General features: G+C 39.4%; 12 protein-coding genes. 1 reads left to right on the plus strand and 11 read right to left on the minus strand.

Translation table 11 applies throughout. The features are described 5' to 3' along the window. Positions 1-26 precede the first annotated feature (26 nt). The 5 genes from DW173_RS00825 to DW173_RS00845 are packed head-to-tail and all read right to left on the minus strand — an operon-like array spanning position 27 to position 9632. Positions 27-2669 carry a DUF4458 domain-containing protein gene (locus DW173_RS00825; RefSeq protein ID WP_120143415.1) on the minus strand — a complete coding sequence of 881 codons (2643 nt, stop codon included), beginning with the start codon at positions 2667-2669 and terminating at the stop codon, positions 27-29. A 22-nt stretch (positions 2670-2691) separates the two neighbouring features. Next, positions 2692-4233 carry a DUF5003 domain-containing protein gene (locus DW173_RS00830; protein ID WP_117810662.1) on the minus strand — a complete coding sequence of 514 codons (1542 nt, stop codon included), beginning with the start codon at positions 4231-4233 and terminating at the stop codon, positions 2692-2694. Between the two features lie 19 nt (positions 4234-4252). Beyond that, the gene (locus DW173_RS00835) at positions 4253-5143 is read right to left on the minus strand and encodes a DUF4984 domain-containing protein (RefSeq protein WP_015532815.1); all 891 of its coding nucleotides are present in this window, start codon (positions 5141-5143) and stop codon (positions 4253-4255) included. 25 nt (positions 5144-5168) lie between these two features. Further along, positions 5169-6686 (minus strand): RagB/SusD family nutrient uptake outer membrane protein, encoded by a 1518-nt coding sequence (locus tag DW173_RS00840; protein ID WP_008643286.1) that lies wholly within the window; start codon positions 6684-6686, stop codon positions 5169-5171. A 12-nt stretch (positions 6687-6698) separates the two neighbouring features. After that, on the minus strand, positions 6699-9632 hold the full coding sequence (locus tag DW173_RS00845) for a SusC/RagA family TonB-linked outer membrane protein (protein ID WP_117809097.1): 2934 nt from the start codon (positions 9630-9632) through the stop codon (positions 6699-6701). Between the two features lie 645 nt (positions 9633-10277). On the opposite strand from DW173_RS00845, the gene DW173_RS00850 reads away from it, so the two are divergent. Next, positions 10278-12203 carry an NAD(+) synthase gene (locus tag DW173_RS00850; protein WP_004310818.1) on the plus strand — a complete coding sequence of 642 codons (1926 nt, stop codon included), beginning with the start codon at positions 10278-10280 and terminating at the stop codon, positions 12201-12203. A gap of 183 nt (positions 12204-12386) precedes the next feature. Here the strand turns inward: DW173_RS00850 and DW173_RS00855 are convergent, their stop codons facing one another. The 6 genes from DW173_RS00855 to DW173_RS00880 all read right to left on the minus strand — a co-directional run bounded on the left by DW173_RS00855 (position 12387) and on the right by DW173_RS00880 (position 18070). Beyond that, complete coding sequence (locus DW173_RS00855; RefSeq protein WP_004315962.1) at positions 12387-12950, minus strand: dual specificity protein phosphatase family protein; 564 nt, start codon at positions 12948-12950, stop codon at positions 12387-12389. Between the two features lie 26 nt (positions 12951-12976). Next, positions 12977-14101 (minus strand): bifunctional histidinol-phosphatase/imidazoleglycerol-phosphate dehydratase HisB, encoded by a 1125-nt coding sequence (gene hisB, locus DW173_RS00860; protein WP_117809099.1) that lies wholly within the window; start codon positions 14099-14101, stop codon positions 12977-12979. A gap of 3 nt (positions 14102-14104) precedes the next feature. Continuing rightward, the gene (gene hisC / locus DW173_RS00865; RefSeq protein ID WP_182019495.1) at positions 14105-15202 is read right to left on the minus strand and encodes a histidinol-phosphate transaminase; all 1098 of its coding nucleotides are present in this window, start codon (positions 15200-15202) and stop codon (positions 14105-14107) included. Next, entirely contained in the window at positions 15162-16451 is a 1290-nt protein-coding gene (gene hisD, locus DW173_RS00870; RefSeq protein ID WP_120143417.1) for a histidinol dehydrogenase, read from the minus strand. Before hisD ends, hisC begins: the two co-directional genes overlap by 41 nt. Positions 16452-16480: 29 nt before the next feature. Continuing rightward, entirely contained in the window at positions 16481-17332 is an 852-nt protein-coding gene (gene hisG, locus DW173_RS00875) for an ATP phosphoribosyltransferase (protein ID WP_004310813.1), read from the minus strand. Positions 17333-17578: 246 nt separating this feature from the next. Next, positions 17579-18070 carry a PaaI family thioesterase gene (locus DW173_RS00880; RefSeq protein WP_004310812.1) on the minus strand — a complete coding sequence of 164 codons (492 nt, stop codon included), beginning with the start codon at positions 18068-18070 and terminating at the stop codon, positions 17579-17581. Positions 18071-18114 lie beyond the last annotated feature (44 nt).

An 18114-nucleotide genomic window follows, 5' to 3' on the forward strand; every position in this document is an offset into this window, starting at 1 on the left:
TAGATTCTTTTTTGTTATTTATCTATTTATTCTTTCAAATAATCACATCCACGAATATCCTGTTCCGGATCGTAGATGAGGAGATATCTTCCCTCTTTAATCAGATCGCAAACATTGGAAAGATTGAGAGAGATATTTGGATTATCCTTTATCTCAAAAACGATAATAGCCGATGATATCGTATCAGAAATCTTTCGCAAATCATTTCCACCAATACAGAATTGTCTCAAACTCGGACATAAGCCTAAATTGCCCGGCCATTTTCTCAACAAGCGGTTACCATTCTCATCGCGCTGGTTACGTACAGCATAAACAGTTAATGTGGCAGCGTCCATCGGTCCGGTAGGAACTTCCGTAAAGCGGTTGTTACTTAGATCCACACCATAAAGGAAAGGCATATTTTTCCCATTAAAATCATCCGGAAGCTTTGATAAGTGATTATAAGTCAAGTCGAATGTTTTCATCATATACGAATATTTTGATGCATTGAATGTACCTTTCGGTATCTCTTCTATTCCATTACCGTTCAGTCCTAAAGCTGACACCTGAGAATTTGTATCAAACAGTATCTTCGGGAATTTTTTCAATTTATTCCCCCCCAATGCAATCGTACTGGCATTTACGCCCTTAAAAGTTCCATTCTCTTCACCCTCAAATCCATCAATTTCATTGAATGAAAAATTAACAGAAGACATTACATATACAGATTGCGAACTGAATATATTAGGGAATTTCTTCAATTTATTATAAGCAAAAGAGAAAGACTCCACATCAGCATATCCGCAGAAATGTCCACTTTCATCACGTGGCAATTCCTCTATCTGATTGTGATCCATTGACAATTGTACCAAAATAACATCACTACCGAATGCTTTCTCAATCTTTTTAATCTGATTGTATGCACAATCCAGTTTACCAAGTTTTTTCACCATTGACATATCCGGCAAAACAGTCAGTTTATTATAAGTCAAATAAAAGATCTGCAATGTTTTACTTATACTTTCGCTGGCTACAAACTTACCTAAATCCTCATGAAAATCTCCCAAACTCGGATTACTCGCCAAGTTGAATGATTGAAGGTTCGGCAGTTTATTCAGTTCTTCCGGAAGTTTTGTCATAGACGGACAATTGTAAATTTCAAGGTCTGTCAGATTCTCCAGCCCACTCAGGTCAGTCCCCGGTTCAAATCCTTCGAATTTACCGTTGGCAATATACAAATATTGCAATTTTTTCAGGTTTCCAATAGAAGCGGGTATTCTATGAATTCCATTTGTCAACCGATTGGCCGGGACATCTTTCAAAGAAGGACGATTGGCTTTGCTATTTACAGTAGGCTGAGAAAAACTATCGGGTATCCCCTCTTTCTGCCATTTCAAAGCAACTTGTATCGGTTCAGAGAAATATGATTCAATATCTACCTTTACAAACTTATTATAATAATCACTTCTTATAGAGTTCTTCTGTACTTCAGTCAATTCAGTTCCCATCGTCTTCTCAATGATATTATCACCTACTTGGTCGGAATGATTACCTAAAGATAAAGTTCTAAGCTCCGTTAAGTCTCCTAAAGATTCAGGAATATCACCTTCAGGACCGAACGCACCGATAGAAAGACCTGTGACACGTCCTTTGGCATCCAAATCGACACCAGGTTGATCTCCCCACAAATCAATATCTTTATTGAAATCCCAGTTAGTACCTAAAGGATATGTAGTACCCGAATAACTCCATCCCTTCTGATTCTTTTCCGGAATAGACGGGCCTTTCAAGGCTTCCCACATTTCTTTCAGAACAAGATAATCCTTAATACTGCCGGTAGTTTTACTGAAGTTAATCGGAACGTTAACTTCAGTAGTCACATTATCCAGCACTTCAAAGTCAGCACCGTTTACTTCTCCATATTCCAAAGACCCCTTATTTTTCTTTTTAGTCGTATAACTTTTAATCTTATATTTACCGGCAGAAAGACGGAATAATGAATCACTGACAGCCACGGATATCTTCTTTCCACTATCATCCAGCTTCTCTGTATACTTTACGGCAATATTCTCAAGAGTCGTCTCTTTTTTCGTAAACTGTTCCTGTACCGTTACATTGATGTATTTGATATCGGAGAAAACATAATCTTCGCCTATTGCCCGAGTGGATGGTAGAAATTTTTTAGTTATAGTAAATTTCACTATCCCTCGATTCACTACTTTCACCTGTATGTCTTGTACAGCTAACCCACCATTTACTACAGTCAAAATTGTCTTTTTATCCGGTTCGCCGGAAAGAATCTGTTTCAAATCCTGCGTAGTTCCATCTGCTTTATACAGATAGAAACCGATAATCTGATAAGTTCCGGCCATCAATTGAAGTTTGTCACTTCTCAAGCCAAATTCACTATCGTCGCCCATCGCTTCCAGACCGACAGTCTGTACAATTTCAGTACCGTCTTCCTGATTGATAAGCACGATTTTCATTTTTTGCGCATCACGCAAATAATCCAGCTCATTCGTACTGGCACGTGTACCTGTCGAAACACCTTTATAAAGTTTGAACTGAGCATATCCATATCCTGCCTGAAGTACGTCATCATCGTCAGAGCAACTTCCAGCTGTAAACCCTAAAGTAAACAACATGCAAGAAAGGACAAACATTTTTATAAATAATATCTTAGTTTTCATATAAGCTAAATTTTACATGTTATCAATCCTCATATCGGGGTTGAATCAGCAATACTCCTAAAATAGTTTCATTATCCATTAATTTAATAACCATAGGCTTTGTTCCATTCTTGCTTTCGTCCATGCCTGAAACATTGACAAATGCACTTGTCATATACCTTCCCTCAACTTCAATTCCTTCCCATACGGTATCCTGACCATTATGCTTAGTTTCAGCTTGCAAATTCCAACCGGAGTAGCCATTTACAATAATATGGAATGGATCATAATTAACACCTAAAGTCAACGATGAAACCAAAAATACATTTGTAGTACCATATTCACTTTCTAATTGTTCATCTGGCATATCCGAAGGTACAGCTTTCACAGGATTGCCTGTACCATCCAAAATAGGTTCACCACTTTCTTTAACCAAAGATATCAGATCTCCTGCCACTCCTTCCTGTTTTATATCAGCAATTATATTTTCATCATATTCCTTTGGAATCCCCTTTTCAAGTAAAACAAGATCGGATAGATGATCCTTAATTTCAGCATATATAACGTTAGGAAATGCTAATACATACGCAGTTCTTGCTTTCGAATTATTTGCGCTTGCTGCTATATTAATATTCCCTTCTTTATCATCATCTATCCAAAGCCAACGATTAAAGGAATCCATTATTGTATAAGAATATTCAAGCTCCCATGTCATCTGATTCCGTTCTGCCACATATTCCACACATACCAAGGTATATTCATCATTCTTAGCCATTACCGTTACAGGAACTCCCTCGCTATCATAACTATTATCGCCTGCAATATAACTTTCTCCATCAACCGAGACTTCTATGTTATCTTTCAGAGTACCAATAATTCTATCAGCAGGAATACCTTCATACTTCACAGGGACTTTTGCAACAGCTCCGCTTCTACTTTCAATTGTCAGAAAGCCGGTAACTTCATTCTTTTTATATTGCATTATCATCTGTGGAGTGACGCTGACATTATCTCCAGCATTGCCAGATACAACTTCGCTGTCTGATGCTCTACGATTGAATTCCATCCATTCGGGGTTACTTTTCAAAGCCCAATCCTCATTAGCTTCTAACACCAATATGTCAGTTCCATCAAAATTGATGACAAAAGGATTTTCTTCTGTGTACATTACAGACTTGTCCGCATTGAAAGCCCGAACTTCATAACCAGTAGACGGACGCGTCACCTCCGCTATCACCTGCTGGCTTCCTGCCAGCTTCATAGTCAGCTCTGCCTTATAAGATTTTAACAGTTCGGTAGCATCATCACTAATATGGATAGTGACTGTCTGCTTTCCGGCATTGCCTGAACAAACGAACGTCCTCTCACCATCCTGTTCAAAATAGCACCATAACGATGAGGAAGTCAATATCCAGTTATCGGCAGCCTCAAAAGTCAGTGTCTTGGTATCTCCGATTTCACATTCTATTTTCTGCAAATCCGGGAATACAGGCGTTGTAGTCTCGTCATCATCACTGCAAGCAGATACGAAGAGACAAAACACTAACGTAATCAATTGCAAATAATATTTCATTATATCTTTCATATTTATTTCCGATTATAGTTTAGAGTCCTTCCTCTTTCTTATACTGTTCCGCTTCTTCATCACTAATCCACTCCAAGATATTCACATAAGTACCTACTGTACCTTTACCCACCACATAAATAGTGCTATATAAGAATACGAATTTCTGGCATACATTATAATAAGAATCGTATGCAACAGGCTGAGTACACATCAGCTTTCCATTACCGTAAATGGTTCCGAAGGCTTCTGCCGTACTACCTATAATTTGATCATCAAACTCTACAAATGGTTTCAACGGATCGGAAGGATCATACTTAATTTTAAGATCATAATTCTTGTAGAAAAAATCATGTAATATGATAGTATTATCTTCCGTCTTGTCTCTTTCTGCCTGCAATAACCGATGTTCCGTATCCGTCATATATGCATTAAAGAAAGAAGAAGTCAATAGACAATAGCCTTCAAAAGTACTTAGTTCAAAAGGACATGCTTTTTGCATTTGAACACGAGTACGTGTACCGTACAAATCCCATATATTTTCATCTTTCGGAAGCAAATTGAATGTAACCGACAAAGAGTCAGTTTTACCTATATTTTCATAAACACCCTTCATCCGGAACTTTGCAACTCGCTCCCCTGCTTTAATGGTTACCGTATTTGATTCAACTACATATTGCTTTTTTTCAATTGCATTACTAGCCTTATCGTCTACTTCCACACCAAAAGAACGGTCATAATCGCATATATTCGTAGCTACTACCGGAATCTCAAACCATTTCTCACTGTCCTGCACCGGATACATAGATAATGTATCGGAGAACATCACGTAGTCGGAACCGCTGTAAGTCGTCCGGGAAAGATCATTACATCCCCAGAATCCGACAGCCAACGTCGTAAGTGTTACTATTCCTGTTATTAATCGTTTCATTGTTTCTCTATATTATCTTTATACATTATTTATTGCTTTCATTAGGTGCTAGATCCACGCCAGGAGCATCCAACTCATGTTGTGGAATAGGCCATACAAAACGAGGATCGTCTTTCTCTAACTTCAACGTATTACCCGGAGAGATAGTCGAAGTTTGTTCTTTACGTTCAAATCCCTCATGCCAACGTTTCAAGTCGTTAAGACGGAAACCTTCCATAAAGAGTTCTTTCATACGTTCTTCACTGACAGTTTTAAACCAATTTTCTTCTGTAAGCGTAGTAGAGCCACCATAAGAAGAATAACGAGCCATACGTAAAGTAGAAATATCAATTCCTGCTTTTCCATAATAAGATGCTCCCATCCGGCAATAAGCCTCTGCACGAATCAGATATTGTTCCGCTAACCGGAACGGTTTCGGCATGGATACACACAGCAATCTTTGGCTTATAAAATCCTGATTTCCCATGTATTTAACCAAAAGAGGCCAAGTCAACCCATGAGAAAATCCGGTCGTTGCCGTAGCGAAATAAGCATTATAGCGTAAATCAGCATTGGCATAGGTATCCAATGCCCATTTAGCTGGTACATAATCCGGTTTATAAGATGTATAATCATAATTGAGGAATACAGTGCCTAATGCCCCTCCATAGGAATTTACCTCAAACATTACTTTCCAAATGATTTCAGTAGAATTATCATACTGCCACATGTATGCAAAATCATTATAAGTAACCGAATAACTATGCTTGGTTGCATCAGCTAATATATATTTCTTACTATCTATTACTTTAGTAGCATATTCAACAGCTTTCTCCCACTTCCGCATATACAGGTACATACGAGCATATAAAGCATTGACTGTACCAATCGTGAAATATGCAGAATTATAAATAACCTCAGTGTCATCATCCGTAGCCAGATATTCGGCCGATCTAGCCAAATCATCCAATACAAACTGATACGAATCTTTTAAAGAAGCACGTTTTACAGGTCCCGGATTAACGTAGCTGGACTGCAGTACAACTCCCAGTTCATTGGCAGCTTCTTCGTCACTTTCATAAGCTTTACAGAAACACTTCAACAGTTCTGAATAAGCCAGCGCACGGGCAAAATAGATATGACCTTTATAGGTATCCAACTTGTCCAGTTGTTCATCATCTGAAGTGTTGGCCTCTACAGCAGCAATGTTATCAAGAACAAAATTGCAACGTCCGATGACAGTATACAAGCCACCATACACATATTCCACCTGTTTATTGATAGCTAATATTTCATTACGCCATACATCACCATAGATATTTGTATATCCTTTAACAGCGTATACCAGATCCGTCTGAATATCAGGCAATAAAGTCAAGTATCCGCTATATAGGCTGGCATTTTTAAACTGTGCATAAATACCGACCAAAGCTTGGCGTACATCGCTCACTGTCTTAATAGCCTCTTCTTGCGGAATTGCATCTTGCGGATATTTATCAAGACAGGAAGATGCCGAAAGCAATACCGCAACTAAAACTATATATAATTTTATTTTTCTTATCATCACTGATTAATTTTAGAATGAAACTTCCAGTCCGAATGTAAACTGACGGGACATAGGGTATTGAGCCTTATACACATTGGAGGTAGACTCCGGATCCATCCCTGTAAAACTTGTAAATGTCAACAAATTCTGTCCCTGCGCATAAATACGGGCACTACTTAAAAAATTAGTCCGCTGCAACCATTTCTGTGGGAATGTATAGCTAAGCATTAAATTTTTCAGACGCAGGAAAGAAGCATCTTCCAAGAATCGTGAATCTAGTTGAGGAGTAACTCCATAACGAGGGATATCAGTCACATCTCCCGGCTTTTTCCATCGATCATAAAGCATACGTTTTGACTGATTGTAGGCACTGAACAGTCCGTTGCTCTCTTGAAAAACTCTGTCATTGTTAAGCATCCAGCGATCGGCCACCCACGTGAACTGTGCGGAAAGTGAAAATCCTTGCCAAGAAAGTGTAGTACCAAAACCACCTTGCCAAGGAGCTTCATGTGTCTTACCCAGCATCACTTTGTCATTTTCATTATATTCTGTAGTAATTTCACCGTCTTTGGTATACCATAAAGCATCTCCATTAGTAGGATTGACTCCTGCATAACGGTTCAGATAAAATTCACCTAACGGATGACCTACCGCAACCATTCTACCAGTATCAGAGGCTACATATTCTGTTATCCCATTATAAAGCTCGGTTATCTCATTTTTATTATATGAAACATTGGCGTTCACATTCCATGTAAAGTCTTTGATGCGAAGTACGTCTGCACTGACATTAATTTCTACACCACGGTTTCGCATAGCTCCCACATTATCCCAACGAGTTCCAAAACCGCTAGTTGTGTAAGAAATGGGAACTGCCATCAACATATTAGTAGTTTTCTTATTATAAAACTCCACATCCAAATTTATACGATCAATAAAACCTAAATGCAGTGCCACATTAGTAGCCCATGTAGACTCCCAACTTAATTCTTCATTTCCCAACTGGGAAATAGCAATACCTGATTCATTGTTATACTTATATCCACCGGAAACTAAAGCCAAATGTTCATAGTTATTAATAGAAGAGTTGCCCGATGTACCGGTATTAATCGCTATTTGCGCATTAGTAAGCCATTTATATTTTTGCATGAACTTCTCCTTACGGAGATTCCACATAAACCCGACTGACCAAAAAGCTCCCCAATGTTTATCTGTTCCGAAACGGGAAGATCCATCCCCACGAACCGAAAAGTCAGCATAGTAACGATCATCATAATTATATTCACCACGACCAAAAAAAGAGAGAAAAGAATATTCCGTAACGGGATCTCCCCATGATGAAGCGGTAGAACCGGAAGACAAGTTTGTCAAAATATCATTTGTCTGTCCACGAGTCGTAACCTGAAAACCTTCATAATGATAATCGACTCCTTCCTGCCCAACCATAAAGTTGAATGAATGAACATCATTCAACATAAAACGGTAGTTTGCTGTATTTGTAATCATCAGATTAAGCATATCATACGAACTACGCTGGGCACCTCCATAATTATTATTTGGCTTATAACTCGGAAAACTTCGATAAAAAGAAGTAGTATGACCATAATCTGCACTTAGTTGTGAACGAATTGTGAGATTCTTTATAGGTGTAGCTTCAGCATAGAAAGTAGATAAAAGTTTATACTTCTTATTTGATAACGGATTGTTTTCCATCCATGCTAACGGATTCTCCGTCGTTCCTTTCCAACTGCCGTCATCCTGAAGAGCCAGACTTCCATCCTCCTTATAAGGATTCCAGTAAGGCAACATGAAAAAAGATGCGGAAATAGGAGCCCACAATGCATATTCACCATCATCACTCTGTTCTACCTCCTGATAAGTAAACATTGTATTCGTTCCTATTTTCAACCATTTATTAGCTTTCGCCTCCACATTGGCACGGAAGTTAACACGCTCAAATGTAGAACCTACTGCAATACCATCCTGATCATAATAGCTTCCCGAAACATAATAATTTAACTTTTCCGTACCACCATTTACTGATAACTCGTAATTCTGCAAGGGTGCTTTGTCATTGTATACCTTATCCAGCCAATTGATATTTATCTTACTTAATTTCTCGTAATCCTGTCCTTTATCCAATCCCACTTCTTTTTCAAACTGAATACGTTCGTTCGTATCCATCTGATCCCAGTCCTTTGAAGCTAATTGGGAAAAACCTAGTTGTGTACGGAAAGTAATCTTGGCAGCTTCCCCCATACGTCCACGCTTGGAAGTGATTACTACCACGCCATTAGAAGCACGTGCGCCATAGATAGAAGTAGAAGAAGCATCTTTCAACACTGAAATGCTCTCAATATCATTAGGACTAATCGTGTTGAAATCTGAACTTGAAATAGCCACTCCATCCAATATAAAAAGAGGATCTTTCCCCGAATTAATTGAATTTGTTCCGCGAATACGAAAAGTTGCTGCCTTACTGGGTTCACCTGATTCAGAAAGCACCATTAATCCCGGTGCCTGCCCTTGCAGTGCCTGATCGAAACTCGGAGCAGGAACATCTTCCATCTTTTCAGCTTTTACCGTAGATACAGAACCTGCAATCGTACCTTTCTTACGTACACCGTAGGCAACAACCACTACTTCTTCTACCATTTGTGCATCACTCTCCATCTTCAGATTCATGCGAGTGGCAGCAGACACCTGCTTTTCCATCGTTTTCATTCCAATGTAAGAAAACTGCAAAATAGCAGGGGATTTCGTCACTGTGATACTGTAATTACCATTCATATCGGTAATTACTCCGTTCGTCGTACCCTTCTCCAAAACAGACACACCAATCATCGGCTGATTGTCTTCCGCCGAAATAATGTGTCCCGTTACCTGATATCCACCCTGTGCAAAAAGCAACAGGGGGATACTTGTCAGAGTAAAGAGTACAAACAAGAGAATTGATTTTCTCATCTTTGATACTTTGATTTTAAATTAATGAAATTGATTTATTTTTATAGATTTATCTACAATAAGGAATACGCAGTCTTCGCGTAGAATAATACACTCCTTTCCCAAAATCGGTTTATGCATTTTCTGCACCGACTTGGGACAGGCTATTATTATCTATAAATATAGAATAGGAATAGACTAACTTGGCAAATTCTTAATATTGCGCCAAATATCCAAATAGATTTTTCGTGTTACTGCTGTGTGAATTAAATGTATGACCATCTGCTCTCTTAAGTTATAAATTAAACACTAATATCACTTGTTCTGTTTAGGTGTTATACACTTCTAATATTGTTCTATTTTGGCTACAAATATATATATTATATTTAAATAAAAGAAACAATATGTCGCATATTTTATACCAAATTTCCACTTATATCTTTTTGATACATATTTAAGTACACAAACCCATAAATGAAAATAAATCCACAACATATTTCAATGATAGTTGAATATAAACGTTCATTTTGACAGTTACTTTAATTACTCAAATAACAACATCACAACTCATACAAAATAGCTTATTAAGAGGATTCAATATAGAAAAGATAATTATTCAAAACTATTTCCTATTTTTGCACTCATTATATATAAATAAGGTATAAGATGAACTACGGATTTGTAAAAGTAGCTGCAGCCGTGCCACACGTAAAAGTGGCTGACTGTAAATTCAATGTAGAGAAGATAGAAAGTCTGATTGCAGTGGCTGAAGGAAAAGGAGTGCAGATCATTATTTTCCCGGAAATGAGTATCACCGGATATACTTGTGGTGACCTATTCGGACAACAACTTTTGCTGGAAGAAGCAGAAATGGGGCTGATGCAAATTCTGAATAACACCCGTCAATTAGATATCATTTCTATTGTTGGCATGCCTGTCGTTGTCAATTCGACAGTTATCAATGCAGCCGTAGTGATTCAGAAAGGGAAAGTGTTGGGAGTTGCAGCCAAGACCTATCTGCCGAATTATAAAGAATTCTACGAACAACGTTGGTTCACATCAGCGCTTCAGTTGACTACAAACAACGTACGCTTGTGTGGACAAATCGTTCCCATAGGTGCAAATCTGCTTTTTGAGACTTCAGATACGACTTTTGGCATTGAGATATGCGAGGACCTTTGGTCTACTATACCTCCAAGTTCCTCATTGGCACTGCAAGGAGCAGAAATTCTGTTCAATATGTCTGCTGATAATGAAGGCATTGGAAAGAACAATTATCTTTGTTCTCTCATCAGCCAACAATCTGCACGTTGTATTGCCGGATATGTATTCTCGTCTTGTGGCTTTGGAGAATCTACTACCGATGTGGTTTTTGCCGGTAATGGGCTGATTTATGAAAACGGTTCACTGCTTGCACGCAGCGAACGTTTCAGTATGAAAGAGCAACTGATTATCAGCGAAATTGATGTGGAACGCATCCGGGCAGAACGCAGAATAAATACTACCTTCGCCGCTAATCAGGCAAATTTAGGAGACAAGAAGGCGGTTTCTATCGCAACAGAATTTGTCAACAGCAAAGAACTGACCTTAACCCGGAAGTTCAATGCCCATCCTTTCGTACCACAAGGAATTGAGCTAAATGAACATTGCGAAGAAATATTCTCTATCCAAGTGGCCGGACTAGCACAAAGATTAGTTCACACCGGAGCCAAAACAGCTGTAGTGGGTATTTCAGGCGGACTAGACTCAACACTGGCACTGCTCGTCTGCGTGAAGACCTTCGATAAACTGGGATTATCCCGGAAAGGTATTCTCGGAATCACGATGCCGGGTTTCGGAACGACTGACCGCACCTACCATAATGCGATCGATCTAATGAAATCATTAGGTATATCCATCCGTGAAATTAGTATTAAAGATGCCTGCATCCAACATTTTAAGGACATCGAACATGACATGAATGTACATGACGTTACATACGAGAATTCGCAAGCGCGCGAACGTACACAAATACTAATGGATGTGGCCAATCAGACTTGGGGAATGGTTATCGGCACAGGGGATTTATCCGAACTTGCATTGGGATGGGCTACTTACAACGGCGATCACATGTCCATGTACGGGGTAAATGCGAGTGTTCCCAAAACACTTGTGAAATATTTAGTACAATGGGTGGCAGAAAACGGTATGGACGAAAACTCGAAAGCTACTTTGCTTGATATTGTAGACACTCCTATTAGCCCGGAATTGATTCCGGCGGATGAGAACGGAGAAATTAAACAGAAAACAGAAGATTTGGTAGGTCCTTATGAACTGCACGACTTCTTCCTATATTATTTCTTACGTTTCGGCTTCCGGCCTTCCAAGATATTCTATTTGGCAAAAACGACATTCAAAGATATGTATGATGAAGAAACCATCAAGAAATGGCTTTCCACTTTCTTCCGTCGTTTCTTCAATCAGCAGTTCAAACGTTCTTGCTTACCGGACGGACCTAAAGTAGGAAGTATTTCTATTAGTCCACGGGGGGATTGGAGGATGCCTAGTGATGCCAATTCAGCTATGTGGCTTAAAGAAATAGAGAATTTATAGGGAAGTACAAACATCAAACTATTCTCACTGCTATGAGAAAAAATACTCATTACTATGAGAAGATTTTCTCATTATAGTGAGAATTTTTTCTCATAGCAGTGAGAATAGTTGAGAAAATATAACGCCTCATCATAGCTTCGATACAACATTTTAGCAAGACATGTATCTGCACAAAATTACATACTAAAATCCCTCTGTACACATAACTTTTCTTCTTATTTGCTCTATATCCGCTTCTTTAATCCTCCGAATGATATTTTTATAAATACGATGAAAGCCAAAACCGCCTTCAGTCATTTCATGAATCGCGTCTTCTTTTGAAACATTCTGAAATACCACTCGATAAAGTGCGCAAACAGCTCCTGTGCGATCTGATCCGTGATGGCAATGGATAACAATCGGCGCTTTACGATTCTTTATAATACGCAATGCTTCAATCAACTGTTCTTCATTGATGGAATGAGCTTTGGTCTTTACCCGATGAAGCTTTACGTTCGTTCCTGCGGCTTCATCATCATCGCTATGTCTATTACGGAGATTGAGAGCTTCGCCAATACCATACTTTTCTAAAGCTTTAAAGTCTTCATGCGAAGGTTGCTCTGAACGATATACACCCGAATCGATCTTGTACAGATTGGTTAATTCACTATCAGGAAGAGTAATCTTCTCTACTTTCAAATTCTGACTAAAAATAGATATAGAGAAGATTACTCCCAAAAGTAGGCTTAACAGGATTCTTTTCTGCATAAGTCTATATTGTTATTATAAAAAGATCAAAGTACTCCCTTGCTGGATGGAAGTTCAAAATGATAGATATCTCTTTTGATTGCCATTTTCAAGGCACGGGCAAGGGCTTTAAAAATACCTTCTATCTTATGATGTTCATTTTGTCCTTCCGCCTTAATGTTCAGATTCATTTTTGCCGCATCACTTAGTGACTTAAAGAAATGAAGGAACATTTCCGTCGGCATCTCCCCTATCTTCTCACGCTTGAATTCGGCATCCCAAACCAGCCAGGGACGACCACCAAAGTCCAGACAAACCTGACAAAGACAATCATCCATCGGTAAAGCATAGCCATAACGTTCAATTCCACGCTTACTACCTAAAGCCTGGTAAATACATTCTCCTAATGCAATAGCAGTATCTTCGATTGTATGATGTTCGTCCACCTCCAGATCTCCTTTTACACGGATTGTCAAGTCCATACTGGAGTGTTTTCCAATCTGCTCGAGCATGTGGTCGAAAAAGCCAAGACCGGTAGAGATGTCACAAGCGCCGTTTCCATCCAAGTTCAAAGCCACATCAATATCTGTTTCTTTGGTTGTACGACGTACTTCCGCTTTCCGTTCTCCGGCAAAAAGGAACTCGGATATCTGATCCCAGTCAGTTGTTGCAAGGGCGCAGACTTCTTCCAGTCCTTTTTCTTTCAGGGTTTCAGGTGAATTTTGCAGATAGATTGCCCGACAACCCAAATTCTTGGCAAGTTCCACATCCGTAGGACGGTCGCCTATAACAAAACTTCCGGCAAGATCGTATTCCGGATTATTTAGATACTTCGTCAGCATTCCGGTACGTGGTTTACGGGTGGGCGCATTATCTTCCGGGAAACTACGGTCTATCAGAATCTCATCAAAAGTAATCCCCTCTCCTTCTAATGTTTTAAGCATCAGATTATGGGCAGGCCAAAACGTTTCTTCCGGGAAAGAAGATGTACCCAATCCATCCTGATTGGTGACCATCACAAATTCAAAATCGAGTTTGCTGCGGATAAAACCTAAATTACGGAAAACTTTCGGATAGAATTCCAGCTTCTCCAATGAGTCGAGTTGGTAATCTACGGGAGGTTCGATCACCAACGTACCATCTCTATCTATAAATAATACTTTCTTCTTCATAAATTATCCCGGGTATTTTTTAAGGGTAGCCAATAGGGTATTATTCTCTACACGGGTACCGACAGTCACACGCAAACAGTTGCAGCAAAGCGAAATGTTATGGCGATTACGCACAATAATTCCTTCACCTACCAAATAATTGTAGATTTTCACGGCATCCGTCACTTTTGCCAGAAAGAAATTCGCATCAGACGGGAACAGTTTAATGGTACATGGAAGCTTTTCAAATTCCGCTTCCAAATAGTCACGTTCTTCCTTCAGAGTTTTCACCCAACGTTCTATCTCATAATGTTTATGCAACATGGCGATGGCTTGCTGTTGAGTCAACTGGTTGACATTATAGGGATATTTGATTTTACTAAGAATATCAATAATCTCTTTGGAAGCAAAAGCCATTCCCAAACGGATAGCAGCACATCCCCAGGCTTTGGAGAATGTCTGGAATACGACGAGATTGGGATATTTGTCCAACTCTTCGAGGAAAGACGGAGCTTTAGAAAAATCATTGTAAGCCTCATCCAACATTACCAATCCTTCAAACTGGCAAAGTACCTTTTCTATTTCGGAACGAAGCAAATCATTTCCTGTCGGATTATTAGGAGAGCAAAGGAAAATAAGTTTGGTATGCTCGTCGGTAGCTGCCAGCAATTTGTCAGCAGAGAACTGGAAGTTATCATCCAACAATACTTTCCGATATTCCACATCGTTTACATCGGCACAGACCTGATACATTCCATAGGTAGGATCGATAGCTACTACATTATCTTTACCCGGTTCGCAGAAAGCACGAAAGACCAAGTCGATGGCTTCATCACTGCCGTTTCCGAGAAAAATATGTTCGGGAGATACTTTCTTAATTTTCGACAACAATGTTTTCAGTTCACACTGCATAGGGTCCGGATAACGATTGTGAGGCGTATTGTACGGATTTTCGTTTGCATCCAGGAAAACAGAAGCGGTGACTCCTTTATATTCATCACGTGCCGAAGAGTAAGGCTTTAATTTCCAGATATTCGGCCGGGTTAATTCTTGTAATGTTTTCACTTCTTTAAATTTTAAGTTATGAATTTTGAATTGCTTTGAGACGAACTGTGACCGCATTTTTATGCGCATCCAAATGTTCGTTAGCCGCCATCTCCTCAATAGCAGGACCAATAGCCTTTATTCCTTCCGGGAGAATTTCCTGGAACGTAATCTTGCGGATAAAACTATCCAGACTGACGCCGCTATATGCTTTGGCATAACCGTTGGTAGGCAAGGTATGATTCGTTCCGGAAGCATAGTCGCCGGCACTTTCGGGAGTTAACGATCCAAGGAAAACAGAACCGGCATTTGTTACACGCTCTGCTACTTCCATGTAGTTTTCCGTTTCTATAATTAAGTGTTCCGGCGCGTATGCGTTAGTCAGTTCCAATGCTTCATCCAAATCCTTTACTAAAATCAGTTTACTATTCTCTAATGATTTTGCAGCAATTTCACGACGGGGCAATTCGGCTAATTGACGTTCTACTTCCGTCATTACTTCTGTTTGAAGCTTCTCGGAAGTGGTAATCAATATAGCCTGGCTATCTATTCCGTGTTCTGCCTGTGACAAAAGATCTGCTGCTACAAAAACCGGGTTGGCAGATGCATCTGCCAGAACTTCGACTTCAGAAGGACCGGCAGGCATATCAATAGCTACATCACGCAGGCTTACCAACTGTTTGGCAGCTGTCACATATTGATTGCCTGGACCAAATATCTTATATACTTTGGGGACACTCTCCGTTCCATAGGCCATAGCGGCAATAGCCTGCACACCACCAGCCTTGAATATTTTACTGACACCTGCCAGTTGCGCAGCAAAAAGAATAGCCGGATGAATATTTCCATTCTTATCGGGAGGCGTGCAAAGTACGATTTCCTTGCATCCTGCAATTTTAGCCGGAACAGACAACATCAATACAGTTGAGAAAAGTGGTGCTGTTCCACCCGGAATATACAATCCCACTTTTTCGATTCCTACCGATTTTTGCCAGCAAGTCACACCGTTCATTGTTTCTACCTTCTTTCCGATAAAACGTTGGGAAGCATGAAAGGTTTCAATATTTTGTTTTGCCAGGGAGATGGCTGCTTTCAGTTCATCGCTTACCAATGTTCCGGCAACCTGTATCTCTTCAGGAGTCACAGCAAGCGCAGACAAGGTGACTTTATCAAAAGTAGCTTCATATTCCAAGACGGCTTTGTCACCTTCTGTTTTTACCTTATTTATAATAGAGCGAACAGTGTCGAACAAATTTTCCGTATTCAGTGCCGGACGTTTCAAAAGTTCCGTCCACTGTTCTTTTGAGGGATATTTAATCAATCTCATGGTTACTATTTTATTAGATGCCTATATATTTATACAATCATCTTTTCAATTGGCAGTACTAAAATGCCTTCTGCTCCCAGTCCTTTCAGTTTTCCAATGATTTCCCAAAAACGTTTTTCATCAAGTACTGTATGGACAGAGCACCAGCCTTCCTGTGCTAACGGCATCACCGTAGGACTCTTCATACCCGGCAATACAGCAATGATTTCTTCCAGTTTATCTTTCGGAGCATTCATCAATACATATTTTTTATCTTCGGCTGTTTTTACGGCATTCATGCGGAACAGCAGTTCTTCGAGCACTTCTTTTTTCTCGTCGCTCATATTCTTGTTGCCAATCAGCAATGCTTCCGACTTCATTACGACTTCCACTTCTTTCAAACGGTTACTTACCAACGTAGAACCGGAGCTTACAATATCAAAAATAGCATCAGCCAATCCAATTCCCGGAGACACTTCTACGGAACCGGTAATCACGTGAATTTCAGCATTTACACCATTTTTCTTCAGGAAGTTGCGAAGAATAACCGGATAAGAAGTAGCGATCTTCTTACCGTTAAACCATGACAAACCGGGATATTCAATATCTTTCGGCATAGCCAATGAAAGGCGACACTTACTGAATCCCAAACGTTTGATGATTTCCGCATCTTCTTCCTTTTCCATAAATTCGTTTTCGCCAACAATTCCTAGGTCTGCCACACCGGTAGCCACTGTCTGCGGGATATCATCATCACGAAGGAATAGAACTTCAATAGGGAAATTGGAAGACTGCACCAATAAGGTACGTTTTGTAGTGCTCAACTTAATATCCGACTCTCCTAAAAGTGCCATTGTCTCTTCGAAGAGACGTCCTTTGGCTTGTACTGCGATTCTTAACATGACTTTATTTAATTTTTAATTATAATATGCGTTGAGAAATAAAAAAAGGCTTACCGTATTCGGCAAGCCTTAGTTATCGTTTATATAGTTATACACAATATCATCCACGCCCACCGATTATTCGTTAGGAAAATGATGATGATGATGTGTAGTTGTATATTTCATATTTCTTTTATTAACTGCGACAAAAGTAAAGCATTTGTTTGAAACCACCAAACATTTATCACAAAAACTTGAGTTTTTATTTCAAATTAAAGGCAATATCTCTTCCGGCTCTACATCACATTTCGTAAAATGCATTTCGTCTTTCGACTTTTCTTTCGAGAAAGTAAAGTAGGTACAAACCGATTCTGTGCATACTTCTCCATCCTCATTATATAATTTTGCTTCAACAATGACAATGTTCCGCTTCACTTCTTTAATAGAGGCGCGCAATACTATATGAGAATCTTTGGTATCAACAGATTTTCGGTAACGGGTTTCCATCTTCGAAGTCACTCCAGTCGTTTGTAGTTTACGAAGCACCACCCACGCACAGATTTCATCCATCAAAACTGCTTGAATACCGCCATGCAAAGTGTCAATCCAGCCTTGATACTCGGGACGTGGCTTCCAAATGCTCACTACTTCGTCACCATCCTCATAAAATTCCATTTTTACTCCGGCTTCATTATTAGGAGCACAACCGAAACAATTGTACCCTTCCAAACCCTTCCAGGGATTTATTATCTTCTTCATAGTTCTCTCTTTTAGTTAGTTTTACTTCCCAAATATAAGCAATT

Source organism: Bacteroides sp. AM16-13, assembly GCF_003602705.1.
In the GTDB taxonomy this organism is placed as follows: Bacteria; Bacteroidota; Bacteroidia; order Bacteroidales; family Bacteroidaceae; genus Bacteroides; species Bacteroides xylanisolvens.